20 protein-coding genes are annotated in these 22,674 nt (G+C 63.5%); 7 read left to right on the plus strand and 13 right to left on the minus strand.

Annotated features, from left to right (window positions below):
- The first annotated feature begins 67 nt into the window (after nucleotides 1–67).
- The 3 genes from IGS58_RS18920 to IGS58_RS18930 all read left to right on the plus strand — a co-directional run bounded on the left by IGS58_RS18920 (nucleotide 68) and on the right by IGS58_RS18930 (nucleotide 2,880).
- On the plus strand, nucleotides 68–517 hold the full coding sequence (locus IGS58_RS18920; RefSeq protein ID WP_035825422.1) for a CBS domain-containing protein: 450 nt from the start codon (nucleotides 68–70) through the stop codon (nucleotides 515–517).
- Nucleotides 518–595: 78 nt separating this feature from the next.
- Nucleotides 596–1,414 (plus strand): AraC family transcriptional regulator, encoded by an 819-nt coding sequence (locus IGS58_RS18925; protein ID WP_230522379.1) that lies wholly within the window; start codon nucleotides 596–598, stop codon nucleotides 1,412–1,414.
- 2 nt (nucleotides 1,415–1,416) lie between these two features.
- Nucleotides 1,417–2,880: a carbon-nitrogen hydrolase family protein gene (locus IGS58_RS18930; protein ID WP_230522380.1), complete on the plus strand. Its 1,464-nt coding sequence runs from the start codon at nucleotides 1,417–1,419 to the stop codon at nucleotides 2,878–2,880.
- 191 nt (nucleotides 2,881–3,071) lie between these two features.
- Here IGS58_RS18930 and IGS58_RS18935 read toward each other — a convergent pair whose 3' ends face one another.
- The gene (locus IGS58_RS18935; protein ID WP_034781815.1) at nucleotides 3,072–3,812 is read right to left on the minus strand and encodes a GntR family transcriptional regulator; all 741 of its coding nucleotides are present in this window, start codon (nucleotides 3,810–3,812) and stop codon (nucleotides 3,072–3,074) included.
- Nucleotides 3,813–4,271: 459 nt separating this feature from the next.
- Between IGS58_RS18935 and IGS58_RS18940 the strand changes: the two genes are divergently transcribed.
- The 3 genes from IGS58_RS18940 (at nucleotide 4,272) to IGS58_RS18950 (ending at nucleotide 9,469) form a co-directional block, all read left to right on the plus strand.
- Nucleotides 4,272–6,923, plus strand: coding sequence for a TonB-dependent receptor (locus IGS58_RS18940; RefSeq protein WP_170846469.1), 2,652 nt, complete (start codon nucleotides 4,272–4,274; stop codon nucleotides 6,921–6,923).
- 123 nt (nucleotides 6,924–7,046) lie between these two features.
- Nucleotides 7,047–8,360 (plus strand): glycoside hydrolase family 18 protein, encoded by a 1,314-nt coding sequence (locus IGS58_RS18945; protein ID WP_230522381.1) that lies wholly within the window; start codon nucleotides 7,047–7,049, stop codon nucleotides 8,358–8,360.
- Nucleotides 8,357–9,469: an acyltransferase family protein gene (locus IGS58_RS18950; RefSeq protein ID WP_230522382.1), complete on the plus strand. Its 1,113-nt coding sequence runs from the start codon at nucleotides 8,357–8,359 to the stop codon at nucleotides 9,467–9,469. The genes IGS58_RS18945 and IGS58_RS18950 overlap by 4 nt, the downstream gene beginning before the upstream one ends.
- Here the strand turns inward: IGS58_RS18950 and IGS58_RS18955 are convergent.
- The 11 genes from IGS58_RS18955 to IGS58_RS19005 form a co-directional block, all read right to left on the minus strand.
- Entirely contained in the window at nucleotides 9,466–10,668 is a 1,203-nt protein-coding gene (locus IGS58_RS18955; RefSeq protein WP_230522383.1) for a DUF5009 domain-containing protein, read from the minus strand. The genes IGS58_RS18950 and IGS58_RS18955 overlap by 4 nt on opposite strands.
- 81 nt (nucleotides 10,669–10,749) lie before the next feature.
- Nucleotides 10,750–12,057: a tetratricopeptide repeat protein gene (locus IGS58_RS18960; protein WP_070257505.1), complete on the minus strand. Its 1,308-nt coding sequence runs from the start codon at nucleotides 12,055–12,057 to the stop codon at nucleotides 10,750–10,752.
- A gap of 159 nt (nucleotides 12,058–12,216) precedes the next feature.
- Entirely contained in the window at nucleotides 12,217–13,350 is a 1,134-nt protein-coding gene (locus tag IGS58_RS18965; RefSeq protein WP_230522384.1) for an ABC transporter ATP-binding protein, read from the minus strand.
- A 14-nt stretch (nucleotides 13,351–13,364) separates the two neighbouring features.
- Nucleotides 13,365–14,693 (minus strand): MFS transporter, encoded by a 1,329-nt coding sequence (locus tag IGS58_RS18970; RefSeq protein ID WP_052140085.1) that lies wholly within the window; start codon nucleotides 14,691–14,693, stop codon nucleotides 13,365–13,367.
- A gap of 26 nt (nucleotides 14,694–14,719) precedes the next feature.
- On the minus strand, nucleotides 14,720–15,556 hold the full coding sequence (locus IGS58_RS18975; RefSeq protein WP_080753349.1) for a carbohydrate ABC transporter permease: 837 nt from the start codon (nucleotides 15,554–15,556) through the stop codon (nucleotides 14,720–14,722).
- A gap of 12 nt (nucleotides 15,557–15,568) precedes the next feature.
- Nucleotides 15,569–16,438: a carbohydrate ABC transporter permease gene (locus IGS58_RS18980; RefSeq protein ID WP_034781832.1), complete on the minus strand. Its 870-nt coding sequence runs from the start codon at nucleotides 16,436–16,438 to the stop codon at nucleotides 15,569–15,571.
- A 7-nt stretch (nucleotides 16,439–16,445) separates the two neighbouring features.
- A complete protein-coding gene (locus tag IGS58_RS18985) occupies nucleotides 16,446–17,705 on the minus strand; it encodes an ABC transporter substrate-binding protein (protein WP_230522385.1) in 1,260 nt (419 codons plus the stop codon).
- A gap of 131 nt (nucleotides 17,706–17,836) precedes the next feature.
- On the minus strand, nucleotides 17,837–18,850 hold the full coding sequence (locus tag IGS58_RS18990; protein WP_034781837.1) for an SIS domain-containing protein: 1,014 nt from the start codon (nucleotides 18,848–18,850) through the stop codon (nucleotides 17,837–17,839).
- The gene (gene nagA, locus IGS58_RS18995) at nucleotides 18,840–19,952 is read right to left on the minus strand and encodes an N-acetylglucosamine-6-phosphate deacetylase (RefSeq protein ID WP_230522386.1); all 1,113 of its coding nucleotides are present in this window, start codon (nucleotides 19,950–19,952) and stop codon (nucleotides 18,840–18,842) included. Before nagA ends, IGS58_RS18990 begins: the two co-directional genes overlap by 11 nt.
- Complete coding sequence (locus tag IGS58_RS19000; protein WP_052140116.1) at nucleotides 19,949–20,683, minus strand: GntR family transcriptional regulator; 735 nt, start codon at nucleotides 20,681–20,683, stop codon at nucleotides 19,949–19,951. Before IGS58_RS19000 ends, nagA begins: the two co-directional genes overlap by 4 nt.
- Nucleotides 20,684–20,685: 2 nt before the next feature.
- Entirely contained in the window at nucleotides 20,686–21,558 is an 873-nt protein-coding gene (locus tag IGS58_RS19005; protein ID WP_176374859.1) for a BadF/BadG/BcrA/BcrD ATPase family protein, read from the minus strand.
- Nucleotides 21,559–21,906: 348 nt separating this feature from the next.
- Between IGS58_RS19005 and IGS58_RS19010 the strand changes: the two genes are divergently transcribed.
- Nucleotides 21,907–22,194, plus strand: coding sequence for a hypothetical protein (locus tag IGS58_RS19010; protein WP_034759823.1), 288 nt, complete (start codon nucleotides 21,907–21,909; stop codon nucleotides 22,192–22,194).
- Between the two features lie 51 nt (nucleotides 22,195–22,245).
- Here IGS58_RS19010 and IGS58_RS19015 read toward each other — a convergent pair whose 3' ends face one another.
- On the minus strand, nucleotides 22,246–22,518 hold the full coding sequence (locus IGS58_RS19015; RefSeq protein ID WP_139144179.1) for a hypothetical protein: 273 nt from the start codon (nucleotides 22,516–22,518) through the stop codon (nucleotides 22,246–22,248).
- Nucleotides 22,519–22,674 lie beyond the last annotated feature (156 nt).

The following is a 22,674-nucleotide window of genomic DNA, read 5'->3' on the forward strand; positions in this document are numbered from 1 at the left end:
ATGTGCCTCAAGCCCGCCACGGTGGGCTGGCGTAGCGTGGACACTCTGCCTCAAACGGAGTGGCGACATGCGCATCGGCGACATCTGTACCCTGCACACCATCCATTGCCAGCGTGACACCAGCGTGCAGGACGCGGCGCTGCTGATGCGCCAGCACCACGTGGGCGACCTGATCGTGGCCGAACAGCCGAACGGCGAGCGCGTCCCCATCGGCATCCTCACCGACCGCGATATCGTCATTTCCGTCATTGCCCTGGGCCTCGACCCCGCCAGCCTGCTGGTGGGCGACATCATGAGCGCGCAGCTGCTTACCGCCAGCGAAGACGAGGACGTCTATGACATCATCGAACGCATGCGCGTCAACGGCATCCGCCGCCTGCCCGTGGTCAACAGCCTGGGCGCGCTCTCCGGCGTCGTCAGCATCGACGACCTGCTTGCCTTCCTGGCCCAGGAAATGGCCGAGCTGGCGCGCATCAGCAGCGGCCAGCTGGTGTACGAAAAGCGCACCCGGAAATAAGCCCGTATTGCGCAATTCCAGTCAAATCCACTTCCCCCGAAAATGCTACAGTCGCTGCTCGTTCAACGGGAAGCGTTCATGCACTATCTGGCCAAGGCACTCTGGTATATCGAATCGCACTATGCGGAGAATATCTCGCTCGGCGACATCGCCCACGTGGGCGGGGCCTCGCCGTGTCACCTGACGCGCGCGTTTGGCCTGGCCACGGGCCACTCCGTGATGCGCTATGTGCGGGCGCGCCGGCTCAGCGAGGCGGCCCGCGCGCTGGCGCAGGGCGCGCAAGACATCCTCGCCGTCGCGCTGGAAGCGGGCTACAGTTCCCACGAGGCATTTACGCGGGCCTTCCGCGAGCAGTTCCAGATCACGCCGGAGCGGGTACGGGCCCAGCGCCATGTCGCCAACCTCGCGCTGGTGGAGGCCATCAAACTGGATGTGGCGCCGGGCGTGCCCCTGGAAGCGCCCCGTTTCGAGCAGGGCCCCGCCTTGCTGGTGGCGGGCTTCGTCGAACGTTATCGCGCAGAAACGGCTGCCGGCATCCCCGCCCTGTGGCAGCGCTTCCTGCCCCATGTGGCGCCCGGCCAGCTGGTGTATGGCGTGTGCTGCAACAATGACGACGCAGGCAATTTCGATTACCTGTGCGCCATGCCGGTAAGCGACTTTTCCCAGGCCCCCGAGAGCTGGACGCGGCTGCGCATCGCGCCGCAGCGCTACGCCGTGTTTCATCACCGCGCGCATATTTCCACCATCCGCGCCACCTGGCACACGGTGTGGAACGAATGGCTGCCCCAGTCCGGGCTGGAAGTGGCCGACGCGCCCGATTTTGAACGCTACGACCAGCATTTCGATCCCGCCAGCGGCATCGGCGGTGTGGAAATCTGGCTCCCCTTGAAAGCCTGAGCATGTTCCCGACCTTGACTGCATCGGCTGCGTTTGCCGGTGGCACCGCGCTGCGCCAGCGCCTGTTGCAAACCGCCGCCGCGCTGGCGGCGGGCCTGCCCCTTCACTGGGTGCTGGGACCGCAGCCGCTGGGCTGGCTGGCCTGGTGCGCGCCGCTGCCCGTGCTGTGGCTGGCCCTGCGCTCGTCGCGCCGCGATGCGGCCTGGATGACGTTCCTGGCCGCCGTGCTGGGCCTGTCATCGAACTTTGCCTATTTCCGCCTGCTCATGCCCTTGCCGGCCGTGCTGGCCGTGATCGCCGTCAAGGCACTGTTATGGCTGCTGGTGGTGCTGGCCGCGCGGCGCCTCGTGCTGCGCTACCGGGCGTCCTGGACGGTACTGGCGTATCCCGTGCTGTGGGTGGCCATCGATACGCTGATGGCGGCCTTGCTGCCCGATGGTAACTGGGGCAGCCTCGCGTATTCGCAAGCGGATAACCTTGCCGTGCTGCAGGTGGCGGCCTTGGCGGGCGTGCCTGGCCTGCTGTTTTTGCTGTGCCTGGCGCCCTCCGCGCTGGCCTTGCTGCTGGCAGGCGGTCGCGCGTATGCGCCAGCGGCGGGCGCTGCCGTGTTGCTGCTGGCGGTGGCGTTTGCCGGTGGTGCCTGGCGCGTGCAGGGCGCGCCGGCACTGGCGCCGGCAGGGCCGCTGGCGGGGCTGGTGGCCATCGATGACTTTATCGGCCTGGCCACGCCGCCAGCGCGCGCACAAGCCATCTGGGAGCAGTACGCGCGCCATGTCGAAGAACTGGCCGGGCAGGGCGCCAAGCTGGTGCTGTTGCCGGAAAAGATAGCCGTGCTGGCCCCAGCGCAGGCGGACGCCGTGCAACAGCGTTTCCAGGCGCTGGCGCGTAGCACGGGCGTGTGGATCACCCTGGGGCTGGGCGTGCAGGACGCTGCCGGCCGGCGCAACCTGGCGTGGCTGTTCGCGCCCGATGGCGCGGTGCCTGTCAGCTATCAAAAACATCATCTGGCGCCGCCCGAGCGCGAGTTTCTTGCCGGCAACGCCTATGCCGTGCAGCCGGTAGCGGGGATGGCCATGGGACTGGCCATCTGCAAGGACATGCATTTCGCGCCCCTGGGACAGGCGTATGGCGCGGCCGGGGCGCAGGCGATGCTGGTGCCGGCCTGGGATTTCCAGCTGGACGCCTGGATGGGGGCGCGCATGACGGTGGTGCGCGGCGTGGAAAACGGTTATGCCGTGCTGCGCGCGGCGCGCGAGGGTGTGCTGACGGTCAGCGATGCATATGGACGCGTGCTGGCGGAGCGGGCCAGCAGCGCCATGCCGGGCAGTACCGTGCTGGCGCCGCTGCCGGCGCACCCGAGCGTCGCTACCTGGGCAGGATGGCTGGGGCCGCTATTCGGCTGGCTGTGCGTGGCGCTGGGCGTGATTTTGCTGTGCGTGGGCCGCCGCGCCGCGCCCGCTTCCTGACGGATAATCACCGTTTTGCTGCGATGCGCAAAACCGCATTGCGCGGCGTTCTTTTATATTCTCCGCACGCAGACTCATAATCGCCGCCGATGATTGCACCATTGTCGTGCATATATAGCCGCGATGCCGGCATATATATTGCACTGCAATAAGTGGTTTTATCTGGTATTCAGAAATTCGGGCAGCTGGTATTAATTGGTACTTAATTCAGCCACGAAGTCATACATATCGCCGCGGAAGTAGGAGCGGCAAAATTCCACGGCACGGCCATCGCGCAAAAAGCCCAGTCTTTCCACCGACAATCCCGCGTCGCCTTCCTCCGCCTGCAACAGGCTGGCCTGCTCCCCCGTCAACAACAAGGCGCTGAGCCGTTGCAAGGCGCGCACGGGCCGGTTGCCCGCCTGTTCCAGCGCGTCATACATGGAGATATCGACAGCGTCGAGGTTCGGCAGGCAACTGGCGACGATGGTCGCGTATTCCAGGCACATCGGCACCTCGTCCGCATAGCGGATGCGGTGGAAGCGGTACACGGGCGCGCCCGGCGACAGCCGCAGGCGCAAGGCCTCTTCCGGCGTGACGGTGCCCTCCGCGCGCTTGAGCCACACGCTGCGCGGCGTGCGTCCGCGTGCCCGCATATCCTCGGAAAACGAGGTCAGCTTGGCGAAATTTTTCTCGATGCGCGTATTGATGAAATTACCCGAGCCGGGGCGCCGCACCAGCAAGCCCTCGTTGACGAGGCCATCGATCGCCTTGCGCACGGTGATGCGCGAGACGGACAGGTCGCTGGCCAGCTGGCGCTCGGCCGGCAGGGCTTCTTCGGGGCCGAGGATGCGCTTGTCGATCGCTTCGCGCAGCGCGCGCTGCAGTTGCTGGTACAGGGGCAGGCTACTCGTCTGCCCCAGGCCTTGCATGATGTGAGCCAGGGTTGTCATACGCTGAGGGTCTCCGTTACGGCGCGTTGCAGACGCGCTCTGTATCTGTTTTGTGTCGCTGGATAATACCAAAAAAGGCCGTTATAAAACCAATTTGAATTGTCATGCCAGCAATTTATGCCTGGCTTCGCTGGGATTTAGCCTGCTCATACGGGCTACGGATTGATTTAGATAAAGTGGTCTGTGTGATTCAAGCAACGTTATAAAAAAAAAGTTGCAACTGGTAGTGTTCTGGTATTGGATAGTAGTATATTGGCGTTGAATTGGTTTTGTAAGTGGTTGTGCCGAAGGGTCTGCAGCATGCCGGCGAGAGTGGGCGGCTGGAAAGAAGACCTACATTAAAAATGAAAAGGATCCAATCCTGGAGCCTAAATCAAGGGGGAGTACATGAAACGCAATTTGACAGCTAGCTCTGCAGCACGCAATTTGACGCCTATCGCCGCTGCTGTGGCTATGTTGATGGCAGGCGCGAGTTTCTCGGCGCATGCGCAGGAAGCCGTGGCAGCCAAGCCGGCAGCAGCGGCCGAAGTTGACGAAGGCCAGACCGTCGTCGTGACGGGTATCCGTGCATCGCTGCAACAATCCTTGAACCAAAAACGCAATTCCGACAGCCTGGTCGAAGTGATCACGGCTGAAGACGTGGGCAAGATGCCTGATAAAAACATCGCCGACTCGCTGCAACGCGTGCCCGGCGTCAGCGTCGCCGCCGCAGGCGGCAACGAAGGCAGCTTTGGCGAAAATGACCGCGTGGCACTGCGCGGCACACCGTTCGGCCTGACCCTGACCACCTTCAATGGCCACTCGGTCAGCAGCGGCGACTGGTTTGCCGACAACATCATCGGCGGTGGCCGCAGCGTCAGCTTCTCGCTGTTCCCTTCCGAACTGATCGGCCGCGTCACCGTGCACAAAGGTTCGCAAGCGAACCTGCTGGAAGGCGGCGCACAGGGCGTGATCGATATCGAATCGCGCAAACCGCTGGACTTCAAGAAACAAATTACGGGCCAGGTCAGCCTGGGCGCCGTGTACTCGTCCAACTCGGGCAAGAAAGATCCGCAAGTGAGCGGCATGCTGAACTGGAAGAACGATAACAACACCATGGGTGTGATGCTGCAGGGCTTCTATCAGAAGCGCAAACTGAGCCGCGTCGGCCAGGAAAATGGCGTCTGGTATGACGGCGTTGCCGCGGATTCGGCAGTCGCTGGCGCCTTGCCAGGTTCGGCCGGTGGCCGCGTCAACTACATGGGCGGCACCGCCTGGTTCGAACAGGAACGCACCCGCAAGGGCGGCCTGATCGACGTGCAGATCAAGCCGAGCAGCGCGCTGACCCTGGACTTCACGCTGTTCCACTCCGAACTCGACGCCCCCAACATCAACCATAACTTCATCCAGACCGTGGGCCTGGAAACGGGCAGCAAGGGCGGTTATCCTGTCGGCAACGTCAGCGGCACCTACAAGGGTGGTATCGTTACCGGCTTGCACACCACCGTGCCAGCCAATTGCGGCGCCATCTGCGCCGGCTATTCCAGCGCAGTGCAGGAAGAGTTCAGCCGTCCTGTGGCGGAAAGCAAGTCCGACTTCTTCAACATCGATGCCAAATACCGCGTCAATGACCGCCTGACTTTCTCGGGTAAAGTCGGCACGACCAAGGGCGTGGGCAACACGGAAAGCGGCGCGCTGGGCGTTTGGATGCCTTGGACGGGCGGCGGCTACACCCAGAACGGCGCCAGCCATGGCGTGATCTACGATACCCCGGGCGCGAACAAGTTCTCGATCGGCGGCCGTCAGGCAACACCTTACACCTACGGTTCGCACGTCACCGCGAACGACAAGGAAACCTATGGCCAGATCGACGGTATCCTGAAACTGGACTTGCCAGCGATCTCGTCGGTGGAATTCGGTGCCCGCGTCGCGGAACACAAGCGTGACCTGACCGCCATCGGCATCGTCGCCAAGCCATCGCTGGGCGTCACCGCCAACCTGCCGATGGATGGCCTGACCTCGTTCCCGAGCAACTTCAAGGACCTGGGCGTGAACGGCGCCGGCTACTGGACGTTCTCGCAAGCGAGCGTCAACAAGTGGCTCAAGGATAACGCCACGTATGAAGGCAACCTGCGCCAGTCCGAGTTCAACATCAAGGAACCGACCCAGTCGGTCTACGCGATGGCGAACTTCAGCACGGAAGGCCTGTCGGGTAACTTTGGCGTGCGCTATGTGCATACCAAGGAAGACGTCAACCGCTACGAGCTGAACCCGGCTGCCCAGTACGAAATCAAGAACTACACCAACACGTATAACGATTTCTTGCCTAGCGCCAACTTCCGCCTGGATGTGACGAAGGATATCATCGGCCGTTTCGGTATCAGCCGCACCATGGCCCGTCCTGAACTGGGCATGATGGCTGGCCTGGATCTGCGCGACAACCAGCTCGACGGCAACGCCGGCAATCCTAACCTGCGTCCTATCCGTTCGAACAACGCCGACATCGGCGTGGAATGGTACTTCGCGCCAAAATCGATGGTCTCGGCTGGTATCTTCTACTCGTCGCTTGATGGGTATGTCACCTACGGCAAAGGTGTGACGACGTTCTACAACCAGTTGCAGAACAAGTTCACCCAGTATGAAGTTGGCACGCCAACCAATACCACGGCGGAAGTCAAAGGCCTGGAACTGTCGTATGTGCAAGCGTTGCCAGCAGGCTTCGGTGTGAACGCCAACTACACCTATACCGATGGCAAGGAAACGGGCAACGTCAAGGGTTCGCCATGCGGTGATTTCGGCGAATGCACGATGATCGGCACCTCGAAAAATGCGTATAACATTGGCGCGTTCTTTGAAAACGACAAGTTCAGCGCACGCCTGACGTACAGCTACCGTTCGGAATTCCTGAACGGCACCTCGCGTCGCAGCGCCGCCTACCAGGCTGGCATCGGCGGCCTGTCCGCATCGATCGCCTACCAGTTGACGGAAAACCTGGCCATCACCCTGGACGGCAAGGACTTGAACAATCCACTGTCGCGTTCGACCATCAAGACCCCAGGTTCGGATGACATGCCGGGCGCGTTCTACAAGAACGGCCGTCAGATCTACCTGGCACTGCAAGGCAAGATGTAAGACGTTTTATGTAGTTGATGCCTCCCGGCGGACACCCGGGATGGCATGACAATGGCGGAGCGCAGCTGGCTCCGCCATTTTTTTATTGCAAGATGGTTTTCTTTACATGGTGGGATACATCCGATGACATTACACGCAATGCTGGCTTGCTTCGCCTGCGCGCTGCCACTGGCCGCCTCCGCCGCGCCTGCCGCTCCGGCCTTTGCGCCGGAAGTGGTGGCTTATTATCCCGGCTGGAAATCGGCCGATTTTCCCGTTAACGAGCACAATATTCGCGCTGGCAATGTCAGCCTGATCCAGTACGCGTTCGCCGACATCTGCTGGGATGGCGAACATGGCAATCCCGCGCCCGATGGCGGCGGCGTGAGCGCCTGCCTGGATGCGGACGGCAAGCCGTCCCGACCGGCCAATGGCAGCATCGTGCTGTCGGCACCGCAAACCGATGCCGACAACTTGCGCAAACTCAATGCTCTCAAACACAGCAATCCGCGGCTGCGCGTCCTGCTGTCGGTGGGCGGCTGGATCTGGTCGAACCGCTTTTCGGACGTGGCCGCCACGCCTGCCGCGCGCCGGGTATTCATCGCCTCCGCGCTGGAGCTGGTGCGCCGGCATGGCCTCGATGGCGTCGATATCGACTGGGAGCACCCGGCCACGGGGGGAATTCCCTGCATCGAAGGCAAGGTCTGCCACCGCGGCGACGACAAGGAAAACTATGTGCGCCTGGTTGCCGAATTGCGCAGCGCCTTCGACCAGGCTGGCAAGCAGGCGGCCGGCCGCCATTACCTGATCACCATCGCCGCTGGCGCACATGCCAGCCTGACCGATGACAGCGACGCCGCGCCGGGCTGGATCGTCCGCCTGGCGGCACAGCTGGACTGGATCAACCTGATGACGTATGACTACCGTGGCGTGTGGGATGCCGAGAATGGCCAGCTGGCACCCCTGTATGCGGATCCCGCCGACCCGCAGCGCGACAAGGGGCTGCACGCGGACGCCACCGTGACGCGCTTCCTGCGCGCCGGCGTGCCTGCCGCCAAGCTGGTGCTGGGCGTGCCCTTCTATGGCTATGGCTGGAAGCAGTGCGCCGCCGGTCCCCGCGGTGACGGCCTGTACCAGCCTTGCCAGGGCGCGGCCAGCGGCAATGACGGTACGCCGACATTCACGTACCGGCATCTGCTCGAGCAGGGTTACCTGGTCGATGGCAAGGGCGCGCGCGGTTTCCAGCGCCATTGGAATGCTGCATCGCAAGTGCCGTATCTGTATAACCGCGACAGCGGCGTTTTCATCAGCTATGAAGATGCGCAATCGGTGGCCCGTAAAGTGCGCTATATCCGCGACAAGGGCTTGCGCGGTGGCATGTTCTGGGAATTGAGCGGCGATGCGCAGCAGGTGCTGGGCACGGCCCTGGCGCCTATTCTGAAGGGGGCGCAGCCATGAACCAGCGTTACCTCGCCCTCGACGTCCTGCGCGGCCTGACCGTCGCCCTGATGATCGTCGTCAATACGCCGGGCGACTGGGGCAGCGTGTATGCGCCGTTCCTGCATGCCGAATGGCATGGTTTTACAGTGACGGACCTGGTCTTTCCCAGCTTTTTGTTTGTCGTCGGCAATGCGCTGGCCTTTGCGCTGGGCAAGTATGAAAACCTGGGTCATGGCGCCGTGCTGGCCAAGCTGTGCAAGCGCAGCGCGCTGATCTTTTTACTGGGCTTCCTGCTGTACTGGTTTCCCTTCTTCAAGCTCGACGATGCGGGCCAGTTCGCCTGGTCGCCCCTGTCGCACACGCGCATCCCCGGCGTGCTGCAGCGCATCGCCGTGTGCTACCTGGCCGCCGCCCTGATCCTCCATTGCTGGAAGACGCGGGGCGCGCTGGTCTTCAGCGCCTGCGCCTTGCTTGGCTACTGGGCCATCCTGGCGACCTGGGGCGACTACAGCCTGCACGGCAACGCGCCGGCCAAGCTGGATCTGATCCTGCTGGGCGACAGCCACCTGTACCACGGCGAAGGCATCGCCTTCGATCCGGAAGGGATCCTCGGCACCTTGCCAGCTATCGTCAATGTGATTGCCGGCTACCTGGCGGGCAGCTTCCTGCGCCAGGCGGCACCGATGCAATTGCGCTCGAGCCTGTATCAGCTGGCCGTGGCCGGCGCCATTTGCGGGGCGGTGGCCCTGTGCTGGAATGAAGTGTTTCCGATCAACAAGAAGCTGTGGACCAGCTCTTACGTGATGCTGGGTATCGGCCTGGACTTGCTGCTGCTGGCGCTGCTGATGTTCATCATCGACGTGCGCAAGATCACGGGCTGGACGTATTTTTTTGAAGTCTTCGGCAAGAACACCCTGTTCATCTACCTGGTGTCGGAAGTGCTGGTGATCATCGCGTTTACCGTGCGCATCGGTGGCGGCAACCTCTACCAGTGGCTGTACCAGCAGTGGTTTACGGGCTGGGCGCCGGCGCGCGTGGGCTCCTTGCTGTTTGCCGTCAGCTTCATGCTGCTGTGCTGGCTGATCGCCTACGGCATGGACAAGCGCAAGATCTATATCAAGGTCTAAAACTTCAGCTTCAGGCCATGGCGTGTGGCCAGGGCCGTGAAGAGCAGCATCAGGGCGGTGACGGCGGCGGCATTCCACAGGCCGGCCGCGCCGCCCGTTTCAAGATACGGCCACCAGAAGTGCGGCAGGTGCAGCACGGTTGCCAGTTGCTGCCACAGGTCGGGCACGATGTAGGCGAACAGGGCATTGGTTCCGGCGGGCAACAGCACCACCGCCCAGGCACGCCAGCGCCACACGTCGATGACGACATAAAACACGAGGAACAGGGCCAGGATGATGGCGCTGCACACTAGCGTGTAGGATTCCGTTGCCGTGATCTTGTTGATGTGGTGATACGGCCGCAGCAGCAGGCCGGCCACCAGCAGGCCCAGCGCGAACCACGCCATGAAACGTATCTTCTGGGCATGGTTCAATGCCGCGCCACGCAGGAACAGCCGGCCCACCAGGGTGCCGGCCAGCACATTGGCCGCCGTCGAACCGAGCACTTGCGGCACGTTGACAAACCCGTTGATACCCGCCGGCAGGAAATCCAGGCTGCCCGCCATGCCGCCCATGTACAGTGCGATCAGCAGGGAAAGCATGCCCATCAGCGCCGTGCCGCTGCCCTGGCATGCCAGGTACAGCAGGCTGCACAGCAGGTAAGACCAGCCGATCATGCCGAGGATGCCCCACCAGGACGGTTGCAGCCAGGTGCTGGAAAATTCCGCATTCAATTCACCGCGAAACGTCGCCAGCAGGAACAGCATCAGGGCGCCGCCCGCAGCCAGCTCAAGCTTGCCCGCGCCCTGGCGCCACAGCAGGATCATGGCCACGTAAAACAGCAGGAAATACACGGCGTGCGGCAGCAGCGCCGCCTGCGCATCGTAGCGGTAGGCGTTCGCCAGCACCACGCCGGCCAGCATCAGGCTGGCGGAGCGCCACAGCAGGCGTCCCAGCAGGGCTGGCGTGACGTGGCCGCAATGGCGCTGCAAGGCCAGCGGAATAGCCATGCCGACCATGAACAGAAAGCCGGGAAAGACCAGGTCCGGCATGCTGATGCCGTCGGCGCGGGGACCCGCATGTTCGAGCCACCAGGCAATGCCGGGCATGCCGGCCAGGTAGTTGACCCAGATCATGGTGACGATCACGAAGCCGCGAAAGGCGTCCAGGCTGGTCAATCGTTCGGCGGCGGTGGCGGTGGCGACAGTGGCTGGCGGCATGGAAGGATGAAAAAAGGTCGAAAAAAAAGCAGCCCCGGCCTGAGCCGGGAACTGCCTTGCGCATGCTGGACGGAGCGGGAATTACTGTGCCGCTGCTGCCGGTGCCGCCGCTGCCGTGGCAGGACGGTTCAGCCACAGGATCCAGTAGCGGGCCAGGTCGCCCACGCCGTCGCCGCCCTTGACCGTTTCCAGGACCTTGATGGCGTCATCTTTCTTGCCAGCCATGGCGTAGGAGTAACCGAGGCGCAGCTTGGCGTCTTCAGCACGTTTCAGGCCGCCCTTGGCGATGCCTTTCTGGATCAGGTCGATACCTTTGTCGAACTGGTCCATCGTCACGAAGGCGTAGCCCAGGTTGATCAAGCCCGTGCCATCCTTGCTCTTCATGGCCGACGCTTCGCCGCTGGCGATGTTTTTTGCATCGTCGGCGGCAGCCTTGTTGGCCTGGTCGCGCAGTTTCTTGTGCTTGGCCGCATTCGCGCCCGTGCCCAGCACGCCTTTGGCAAAGCCGGCGTCGAGGACTTTTTTCGCTTCCGTCGGGAAGGCGTTTTGCAAGGCGATTTCAGCCATGTCGCTGTAATCTTGCGGCGACATGGTGCCGACGGCCTGGAATTGCAGGCGCAGCACGTCCAGCGCGAAGCGGTCGGAATAGCCGGCCTTGCCCTGCAAACGGCCCAGCAGGTCGGTCCAGTAGTCGTCCGACGGGTAGTAGCGCACCAGGTTTTCCATGGCGATCAGGTAGGTGGCCGGATCCTTGCTTTTCGAGCCCGTGTTGGCCAGCAATTGCAATTCTTCCAGGCTAGGTGTCTTGCCCGCTTGCTGTTGTGCCGTGATATCGGCCAACAATTCCTGCTTTGCGCGCGCAAAGTCATTGCCCAGGTAATAGGCGCGCACGATGTACTTGCGTACGCTGGCGACATCGCCCGTTTCCGTCTGGTAGCGGGTGAACCATTTGATGGCGTTCGGGTAATCCTTGGCGTTGTAGTGGTAGTTGGCCAGCGCCTGGATGAAATCGCCCTTGACGTTCTTTTCCAGCTTGCCCGATTCGATCACCGCTTCCAGTGCCGTCATGGCCATGGGCGCATTGTTGGTGGCCGATGCCAATGCCACGCGCAGGCGGTTCAGCACGAACGTTTCATACGGCGTCAGGGCCGGAATGGCGGCAGCCTGGTCGATGCGGCTTTGCACGTCGGCGTAGTTCTTGGCATCCATCGATGCCTTCACGGCGGTCGGATCGAGCAGCTTGAATACTTCAGGGCGCACCGATTCGGCCGGAGCGGCAGCCGCGGCGGCGGCTGGCTTGGCATCCTGCGCGTGCGACAGGGATGGCAGGACATTCAGGCCGATGGCGGCCAGGAGCAGGCTAAGACGGGCAAGACGGAATTGGGACATGGGTTATCCTTCAATCAATAACAAAAATACGCACCTGCACTGGCAACCGCAACATCGTGCAGTGGCATTGCCAGAGGGGCAAGGAAGCTCGAAAAACACATTTCTGCCGTTCTGCCTGCGTAAGTCAAACAGAAGCGGCATGATACAAAACGGCTATTGTCACATAAACGGCTGAGCGGGTGCGGCAAACGTGCGTGCCAGGGCTTGCCCTGCGGCATCGAATAGCAGGCAGCGCTGCGCTGGCAGGTGCAGGCGCATGGCGTCGCCCGCGTGGCGCAAGCCTTCCTCGGCCGGCAGCTTGACGGCCAGCATCTCGGCCACGCCTGGCATGCTGGCGTAGACGATGGCCACGTCGCCCAGGTATTCGACATGGCTGACGGCCGCCTCGATCACGTTGCCGTCCGCATTGTCCCCGTGCTGCAGGCTGACATGCTCGGCGCGCACGCCCAGGGTCAGCCCGTCGCCCGGCGCCACGCTCCCGCCCTGCGCTTCGACGTCGATGACGGCGCCGCCGGGCAGGCGCACGGCCACCGAGCCGGGGCCGCTGGCAACGGCCGTGCAAGCGATGAAGTTCATCTTAGGCGCGCCGAGGAAGCCGGCCACGAACAGGTTGCCGGGATTGTTATACAGCGCGTGCGGACTGCCCACCTGCTCGATGCGCCCGCCATTGAAGACGACGATGCGCTCGCCCAGGGTCATCGCCTCGACCTGGTCGTGCGTGACGTAGATCATGGTGGTTTTCAGTTCCTGGTGCAGGCGCGAGATTTCCACGCGCATCTGCACGCGCAGCGACGCGTCGAGGTTCGACAGCGGTTCGTCGAACAGGAAAACCTGTGGCTTGCGCACGATGGCGCGGCCGATGGCCACGCGCTGGCGCTGGCCGCCCGACAGGTCCTTCGGTTTGCGTTTCAACAGTGGCGTGATCTGCAGGATGTCGGCCGCGCGCTCGACGGCGGCGCGCACCTCGGCCTTCTTGTGTCCCGCCAGGGAGAGGGCGAAGGCCATGTTTTCGTACACCGTCATGTGCGGATACAGGGCGTAGCTCTGGAAGACCATGGCCAGGCCCCGCTCGGCCGGCGCGATATCGTTGGCCAGCTTGCCGCCGATATGCAGCTCGCCATCCGTGATGTCTTCCAGCCCGGCGATCATGCGCAGCAGGGTCGATTTGCCGCAGCCGGAGGGCCCCACGAAGACGACGAACTCGCCGTCGCGGATATCGAGGTCGATGCCGTGGATGACCGGGTGCTTGTCGTCATACAGCTTGACGATATTCTTTAATGCGATGTGTGCCATGGGCTGTGCGATTCCTAGCTTGCGCTGGCCGGCGCGGACGTGGCGCCGGCGTCAGACTGGTCGGAGGTATCCTTCGGGCCGATGCGCATGAAGCGCGACAGGATCAATACGGGCACGGCCGACACCAGCACCCACAGGAAAAACGTCTTGTAGCCGAGCGCCGTCTGGATGTCGCCGCTGATCATCTTGAACAGCACGAAGCCCAGCTGCATCACGCCGGTGGCGAACGCATAGTGGGCCGTCTGGTACTTGCCCACGGAGACCACCTGCATCATGAACAGGATCAGGCCGACGAAGCCGAAGCCATAGCCGAACATCTCCACGCTGAGCGCGGCCGTGATCAGGGTCAGGTCGGTCGGCATGCTGTGGCTCAGGTAATAGAACACCAGGTTCGGCAAGTTCATGGCCAGGATCAGGAAGAACATGGCGCGCTTCAGGCCCAGCCACGAAGTGAAGTAGCCGCCGCCGATGCTGCCCAGCAGGAATGCCACGGTGCCGGCCGTACCGTACACGGCGCCCACTTCCGTCGTCGACAGGCCCAGGCCGCCCAGTTCGCGTGCTTCGCGCAGGAACAGCGGGCCGATGGTCTGCACTTGCGCCTCGCCGGCGCGGAACAGGATGATGAAGGCGATCATGCCCCAGATGCCGGGCTTTTTCAGGAAGTCCACCAGCACGTCCCACAGGGTGCGGCTGATGCCGGCCACGCTCTTGTCGGCCACGGCCGCATTGCGCACCTGCGGCAGCGCCCACAGGTGGTACGCGGCCAGCGACAGCATCATGGCACCGATGATCAGGAAGATCACCGACCAGGCGGGCTTGATGCCGATTTTTTTCTCCAGGTAGCCGGCCAGGATCACCAGGCCGCCCAGCGAGATGAACTTGCCCGCGTTGAAGAAGGCGCCTTGCCAGCCCGCGTAGGCCGCCTGCTGCTTGTCCGACAGGCTGGCGATATACAGGCCGTCGCAGACGATGTCGTGCGTGGACGAGGCCAGCGCGGCGACGAACAGCACGGCGATGCAGGCGGCGAACCACAGCGGCGTTTGCAGGGCCAGCGCGATCAGGCCCAGGCTCAGGCCACCGGCGAACTGGAACAGCACCACCATGGTCTTCTTGCTCGACGCCAGTTCCAGGAAGGGGCTCCACAGCGACTTGAAGACCCAGGCAAAGCCGATCAGGCCCGTCCAGCGGGCGATCTGGTCGTTCGGCACGCCCATGCTCTTGAACATCAGGCCAGCCACCAGGGCCACGGCGTAGAACGGCAAGCCCTGGGCGAAGTACAAGGTGGGCACCCAGGAAATCGGGCTGCGGACTTTTTTGCTGATGCTGATGCGCTGGTCGTGCATGGGAGCTTCCTTATCGAGAGACGTTTTCATTTGACTGCGCCGTCCATGCCGCGCATGAAGAAGCGTTGGGTAAACAGGAAGGCGAGCAGGGTCGGCACGATGGTGATCAGGGTGCCGGCGGCGATCACGCGCGTGCTGCTGCCGAAGGTGCCGCGCAAGTACAGCACGCCCACCGACAGGGGAAATTCATCGGGTTTGCTCATGACGATGGACGGCCAGATGTATTCATTCCACGATTCGACGGCCGTCAGGATGCCGACGGTGGCCAGCCATGGCGTAATCAGCGGCAGCATGATGCGGCTGAAGATCACCCACTCGGTAGCGCCATCGACACGCGCCGCGTCGATCAGGTCTTGCGGCACTTCCTCGAACGCCTGCTTGAGCAGCAAGATGGCCACGGCCGTCACCACGTTGGGCAGGATCACGCCTGTGTAGGTATCGACCAGGCTCATTTGCGTGATGGTGATGAAGTTGACGAGGAAGTTGACCTCGGACGGCAGCACCAGGGTGGCGAGGATCAGGCCGAACACGAGCTTGCGGCCACGGAATTTCAGGCGCGCCAGCGGATACGCGGCCAGTGAACACAGCAGCAGTTTCCAGAATACGGTGAACACGGCGATCAGCACGGAGTTCTTGAAGAACGACCAGATCGGGATCGCATTGAACACTTCGATGAAGTTGTCGAAGGACGGCGCCTTCGGCCAGAAGGTGGGCGGGAAGGCGAAGATATTGCCTTCCGTGGAAATGGCCGTCACCAGGGTCCACCAGAAGGGGAAGACGCAGACGACGGCGATCGCGCACAGCACGGCATAGTGGCCCAGTATGTGCAGGCGCGTTTTCAGGGAGCGGGAACGGGTTGTCATGGTCATTCCCTGTCAGCGGTGCTTCGGTTTGAGGTAGCGCAGACACAGCAGGGCGATGCCGATGCAGAACAGCGAGACGACGAAGCTGGCCGCCAGCGCGCGCGGCAGTTTCAAGTGCTTGAGGCCCTGGTCGTAGGCGTAGTACAGCGCCGTGAAGGTGGAATTCATCGGGCCGCCCTGGGTCAGCACATCGACTTCCTGGTAAGCCTTCAGGGCCGCCAGCACGGACAGGATGGAGCACAGCATGATGGTGGGGCGCAGCATCGGCACGGTGATCTTCCAGAAGCGCTGCCAGCGGTTGGCGCCATCGAGCATGGCCGCTTCCTGCATGTCCGACGGGATCGATTGCAGGGCCGCCAGATACATCACCATGTACCAGCCCAGGCCGCGCCACAGGGTGACGAACATCACGGCAAACAGGGCCAGGCTGTCGTTCGACAGCCAGCCCACGGGCGCGTTCACCAGCTTCAAGGTCATCATCACGTAGTTCAGCGCGCCCTGTTCGTGGAACATGAAGCCCCACATGATGCCGACCACGGAAACGGTGGTCACCACGGGCACGTAGAAGGCGGCGCGGAACAGGCGGATGCCGGGCAGGCGGTTGTTGACCAGCACGGCCAGCACGATGGCGCCCACCTGCACGAAGGGCACCATCAGCAAGAACATCAGCGAGTTTTTCAGGCCCGAGACGAACATCTCGTTGTTGAAGATGTAGCGGAAGTTATCGAGGCCGACAAAGCGCGTCTCGCGTATCAGGCTGTAATCGGTGAAGGCCAGCACGGAGCCGTAGCCGACGGGCCAGAAGGAAAAGGCGGCCAGCAGCAGCAGGGCGGGGGTGAGGAAAAGCCAGGCTTGCACGGTATGGCGGTGGGTAAGTTTCATGGCGTCCTCAGTGGCGCGGCAGGGTGGCCAGCTTGCGGTTCCAGATGGCGACGGCCTGGTCCAGCGCCTGCTTCACATCCTGCTTGCCCGTCACGCCCGCCTCGACGGCTTTCACCAGCGAGCGGCGCAACTCGTCGTAGTCGTCGATGCCGGCCACGTACAGGGTGCGCGAGTGGCCCATCGACAGGGCGCCGGCGGCCACCGCCTTTTCGGCCGCACCCGCGTTCTGCGGCGTGGCGAGGAAGAACGGGTCGGCCGCCGCTTTCACCGTGGTGGGGAAAACGCTGGCCTGCTTGGCGAAGGCCAGCTGGTTCTCGTCGTTCGTCAGGAAGCGCGCGAACTTGCCGACCGATGGCAGCTGGCGCGCCGGCACGCCTTTCGGAATGGCGAAGTGCACCAGCCAGCCGCCGTCGGCGATGCCGGTCGGACCCAGCGGCGCGGGCGCCACGTCGGTGATGGCGTAGATGTCTTTCGCATCGCCGCGGATGCGCTGCATGGCCGTGGGCGGCGCCAGCAGCATGCCCAGGCGGCCGCCCTTGTAGGCGTCGATCACGGCGGGGAAATTGTCTTCGGCGAACAGGCTTTCCTTCAGCAGGCCGCCCACTTTATAGGTGTCGGCCAGTTTCTGCACCAGCGCCACGTGCTGCGGCGAATTGAAGACGGCGCGGTTCCCGGTGATGACGGCCAGGCCCTGCTGCATGAACAGGCCATCGATCTTCGACAGGGCGGGCGCGATGCCGGCCTTGCCCGTGCGTTGCGCGATCTGCCGCGCGTACGCCAGCTGTTCATCGAGGCTGGCGGGGCCGCGCGTGAGTCCCGCCTGTTTGAAGATGGCGGTATTGAAGGCGATCACCGCGACATTGCTGTACATGGGGAAGCCGTAGGTGCGGCCCTTGAAGCGCAAGTCGTCCAGGGCGCTGGGAATGTAGCTGGCGCGCGCTGGCGCGATCAGGCCATCGACGGGCGTGAGCAAGCCGTCGCGCGCAAATTCGTCGGCCCAGGGCACGTTCAGGCTGACCAGCGCGGGCGGCGTGCCGGCCACGATGCGCGTGACCAGCTTGGTCTGGATGACGTCCCACGGGAAGTCGATCCATTCGATCTTGACGTCGGGATTCTGCGCCTCATAGCGCGCCACCACCGCATTGAAATACGGCGTGAACTTGGGCTTCATGCTGAAGGTCCAGAATTCGATTTTCTCGGCAGCCCATGCCTGCGGCGCGAGCAGGCCCGCGCAGGCAACAACCGCCAACAGTCTCTTGATCGTCATTTTTATCCTGGAGCGTGGCGCTCCAATGTCCATGAGTCCGCGGCGCGGGTACATGCCCTTGCCGTCGCTTATATTCGGGTGCTTCTGCCGGCAGCCCCGCCCCGTGCCGGGGGCGGGTTGCCGGGTACTGCTTAATTGGTTTTCGTGACCTTGCTCAGGTGACGCGGCGCATCCGGGTCCATGCCGCGCGCGGCCGACAGTTTCGCCGCCATCACGTAGAAGGACTGGATGGCGACGATCGGGTCGAGGTCCGGCGTGGCCGCCACGGGCAGGGTCAGGTCGCGCTCGGCCACATCGCTTGGCGCCGCCAGCAAGACCTTGGCGCCACGGCCGCGCATCTCCGTTGCCAGCTGCAGCAGGCCGGCTTGCGTTGGGCCGCGCGTGGCGAAAATCAGCAGCGGGTAACCGTCTTCGATCAGGGCCATCGGGCCGTGCTTGATTTCGGCGCCGCTGAAGGCTTCCGCCTGCAGGGCCGAGGTTTCCTTGAATTTCAGCGCCGCTTCCAGCGCCACGGGGAAGCTGATGCCGCGTCCCACAACCATGATGTTGCGGGCCGGAGCTAGCACGTCGATGGCGGGCGACCAGTCGACGCGGGTTGCTTCGAGCAGCGCTTCAGGCAGCGCTTCCAGGCCGGCCTGCAGTTCAGGGTCGTTCTGCCACTGGGCCACCATGCGCGCGCCGGCGACCAGGCTGGTGATGAAGCTCTTCGTCGCGGCAACGCTTTGTTCCTTGCCGGCGCGCAGGGGCATGGCCCATTCGGCGGCGTGCGCCAGCGGCGACTCGATATCGTTGACCAGGGCTACGGTGGTGGCGCCGCCGTCGCGGAAGTAGCGGATCGGCTCGACCACGTCAGGGCTCTGGCCCGATTGCGAGATCGAGATGGCCAGGGTGTCGCGCGTCACCAGCGGTGACTTGTTCAGGGTCACCAGTGACATCGGCAAGGACGCGACGACACGGCCCAGGCGCGCCATGATCAGGTAGGCGACGTAGTTGCAGGCGTGGTCCGAGCTGCCGCGCGCGATGGTCAGCGCGGTCGAGAACGAGGTGCTCCTCAATTTGCGGCCCAGTTCCGCGTAGCGTTCCGTGTCGCTGGCCAGTTGCAGGGCGACGCATTCGGCGGCGGAAATGGCTTCTTTAAGCATCATTGAGGTCACAGATTTCTCCTTCTATATACACAGCTTTGAGTTTGAGATCGCGATCGAGTACCACCAGATCGGCGTAAGTACCGGGGGCCAGCCGGCCGCGTTCTTCCAGGCCCAGGTAATCGGCGGCGTTGGTCGACACGCGCTTGGACGCGTCGGCCAGGTCCAGTCCCAGTCCCACCAGGTTGCGCAGCGCCTGGTCCAGGGTCAGGGTGCTGCCCGCCAGCGTGCCGTCGGGCAGACGCACGCCGCCCATGCATTTCTGCACGGCGTGGCGGCCCAGCATGTATTCGCCGTCCGGCATGCCGGTGGCGGCGGTCGAATCGGTGACGCAGTACAGGCGCGGGATGGCGCGCAGGGCCACCTTGATGGCGCCCGGATGCACATGCAGCAGGTCGGGGATCAGTTCGGCGTATTCGGCGTGCGCCAGGGCGGCGCCGACCATGCCCGGCTCGCGGTGGTGCAGGCCGCTCATGGCGTTGAACAGGTGCGTGAAGCCCATGGCGCCATGCTCCAGCGCGGCCACGCCGTCTTCATAGGAGCCGAGCGTGTGGCCGATCTGCACGCGCACGCCGGCGTCGGCCAGGGCGCGCACCAGTTCCAGGTGGCCGGCGATTTCCGGCGCGACGGTAATGACGCGCAGCTTGGCCAGGGTCTGCAGGCGTTCGATTTCGGCCAGGTTGGCGGCGCGCGCATAGTTCGGCTGCGCCCCGAGCTTGCCGGAATTGATGTACGGGCCTTCCAGGTGGGCGCCCAGCACGCGCGCCGTGTTCGGGCGGCGGTGGTTGGCGGCGATGCCGATGGCCGTCAGGGCCATGTCGATATCTTCCGGCGGCGCCGTCATGGTGGTGGCCAGCAGGCTGGTAGTGCCGTGGCGCGCATGGATGGCCGCGATGGTGTAGACGGCTTCGCCGCCTTCCATGATGTCCTTGCCGGCGCCGCCGTGCACGTGCAGGTCGATAAAGCCCGGCAAAATATAGTCGTCGCTGTTGCCCGACGGGTGAAGGGATTCGCCCGTGATGCTGTCGACGCGCTCGCCGAAGGCGATGGCGCCGTGGATCCAGCCGCCGGGGGTAAGGATATTGCCTTTGATAGTGCTGCTCATCTGCGCGACTCCGCTACGAATTCATAATAATCACTGCGGCAATACGAGTGGGTCAGTTCCACCGCTGCGCCGTTGTCGAGATAACTGACACGGGTGATGTGCAGCATGGCTTCACCCGTCTTGATATTGGCCAGCTTGGCCTGTTCCGCCGTGGCGTTGACGGCGCGGATATGCTGCAGCGCGCGCATCGGGATGGTGCCGCGCGACTCCAGGTAGCCGTACAGCGAATCGGTCACCTGCTGCGGGTCCGGCATGTAGAGCGCGGGGATGGTGGTCGTTTCGATCGCCATCACCACTTCGTCGGCCGTGCGCAGGCGGCGCAAGCGCGCCACCGGCATGTGCGGCGACAATCCCAGCGACAGCAGCTCCAGCGGCGCGGCCGAGCCGATATCGCGCTGCAGCCAGCGCGAGCCGGCGGTAAACCCCCGTTGGCGCAACTCTTCCGAAAAGCTCGTCAGGCGCGACAGCGGCTGTTCCAGCTTGGGCGTGATGTAGGTGCCCGAGCCGCGCTTGCGTGTCAGCATGCCCCGGTCGCACAGCATGTCGATGGCCTTGCGCGCCGTGACGCGCGAAATTTCCAGGATGTCCGACAGTACACGCTCGGAAGGCAAGGCCTGGTTGGCGCGCCAGTCGCCGCTGGCGATGCCGTCCGACAGCATGTTCGCCAGCTGCATGTAGAGCGGCGTGTCGCTGGCCGGATTGGGTTTGAAGGCGGACAGTTTGGCCAGCATGGTCATTGCTCCTGCAAGTGCTTGCGTATCAGGCGCAGGCCGCCTGCGGCCGAGTCGCCCTGTGCCGGCACGACCAGTTGCAATAAGTCCGCCGGCAGGTAGCTCGACAAGGGCGCCGCCAGGCCGCCGCACAGGGCCACGGGCAAGGTGCCAGCCGGATCGAGCGCCCTGGCGATGAGGGCGATCTGCTGCCCCGCATCCATCAGGATGGTGCGCGCCACGGCATTGCTGGCCGCGTGTTCGAGCACCAGCCGCGCCAGTTGCGCGAAATTGGTCTGGCTGGCGGCGGCCAGCCACACCTGCATGGCGTCGCGCTGGCCGCCGCAGGCATCGATGATGGCCGTGGCGAAGGCGCTGCCGGGCACGCGCCCGTCGACCACCTGCTGCGCGTGGTTGATGGCGCGCATGCCGATCCAGGCGCCGCCCGCCTCGTCGCCCGAGGGGAAGCCCCAGCCGCCCACTTCATGGCGGCTGCCGTCCGCGTGCAGCACTTCGCCCACGCTGCCCGTGCCGATGGCAACGATGGCGCCCGGCTGGCCCGCGTGCGCGCCCAGCAGGGTGGTCAGGGCATCGGATTCGAGTGCCACAAAGGCATAGCCGGGATTGTGTTCGACGAAGCTGGCGGCCCACTGCTTGTTGTGCACGCCGGCCAGGCCCAGGCCGATGGCCATGCGCTGCAGCGGCGGCTGTTCCAGGCCGGCGGCGCGGAAGGCCAGGGTGACGGCATGCGCCACGGAAGTCCAGGCCCGTTCGATGCCCAGTCCCAGGCCGGAAGGGCCGCTTTGTCCCTGCGCCAGTTCCTGGCCGTCGAGGCGTGCCAGGCGTACGCGGGTTCCGCTGCCCCCGCCGTCGACGCCGATTATGTATTCGATCATGTTGTGCAGTCCCGCGTTTGGTTGAATGCGCCTGTCTCGGTTCTTTTATTTGTCGGGCGGCGAAAAAGCTGAAGGCACTATATTGTCGCCCAGATGGCTTGTCAACAGGTATTTAAGTGGTATTAGCAAATGCGTTGCGCGATGGCGCGCCATGCCCGAGGGAATGATTGCAAGTGATTGTTAATAAAGGGGTTTTTGTGCGTCGTGAATGGTATTGAAATTGGCCTTGTTTAATGCCAATTTTTTCAGACTGGTCTGTGCCTGGTGTTGCGTTATTGCTTGTAAGCATGCTTGGCAAGGGACGCCATGAAGAGTAAAGTCCGCCTTTTACACCTGAGTTGGAAGAGCATGATGAACGACAAGGCAGCAAAGAGCGAGTACTGGGACGACTGGCAGCAAGAGGCGCTGGCCGCCGGCGTGTCGGCGCCGCTGGCCGCGCTGGGCATGGAAATGATGCGCACGCACCGCAAGAACCGCTGGCCGAAGGATTTCCTGGGCCGCGAAAGCGATGGCCCGGTCATGATCGAAATGTGCCTGGAAGACGAGGCGGAAACGGAATTGTTCTTTATCGAGAACCTGTATCCCTACGATGCGGCGCTGATCGAAAAGACGCGCCGCCGCCTGTGCCTGCACTGATAGTGCGCTGACGTGTGGATGGAACGGCCGCCTTGCGCGGCCGTTTTCACGTCAGGTACTGAATTTTTCGCTGCTGGGGCGCGCGCGCATGCGCAGGCTCAGCAGCAAGATGGCGACCAGCAGCAGCGAATGGGTGCCCGGTTCATGCGGGCCGGAGGCGTGCCGGCTGGCGTTCGGTGACTGGAAGCTGGCCAGTTGCATGGCCAGGGTGGCGGGCGCCGCCTGGTAGGCGGCCACTTGAATCGGCGGCGTGTCTGCCGCATGCATGTTGCCAGCGGCCCAGAGTGACAGGGCCGCGCCCAGCAAGATCATCTTTCTCATCATATTGTCTGTTTCCGCCGAGGGCTGTAAGTCGATGACACATGGTCCCGCCGTATGCCGGCCCATGTCCTGTCCCCAGTTGGTATGCTTTCCGGTGCTGCTCATGCCGCACCGAAATGATATCTATTTATAAATTTCGTGTATTAAAACATAATAAAA

The sequence above is a fragment of the Janthinobacterium sp. EB271-G4-7A genome, from assembly GCF_020858075.1.
GTDB lineage: Bacteria > Pseudomonadota > Gammaproteobacteria > Burkholderiales > Burkholderiaceae_D > Janthinobacterium > Janthinobacterium lividum.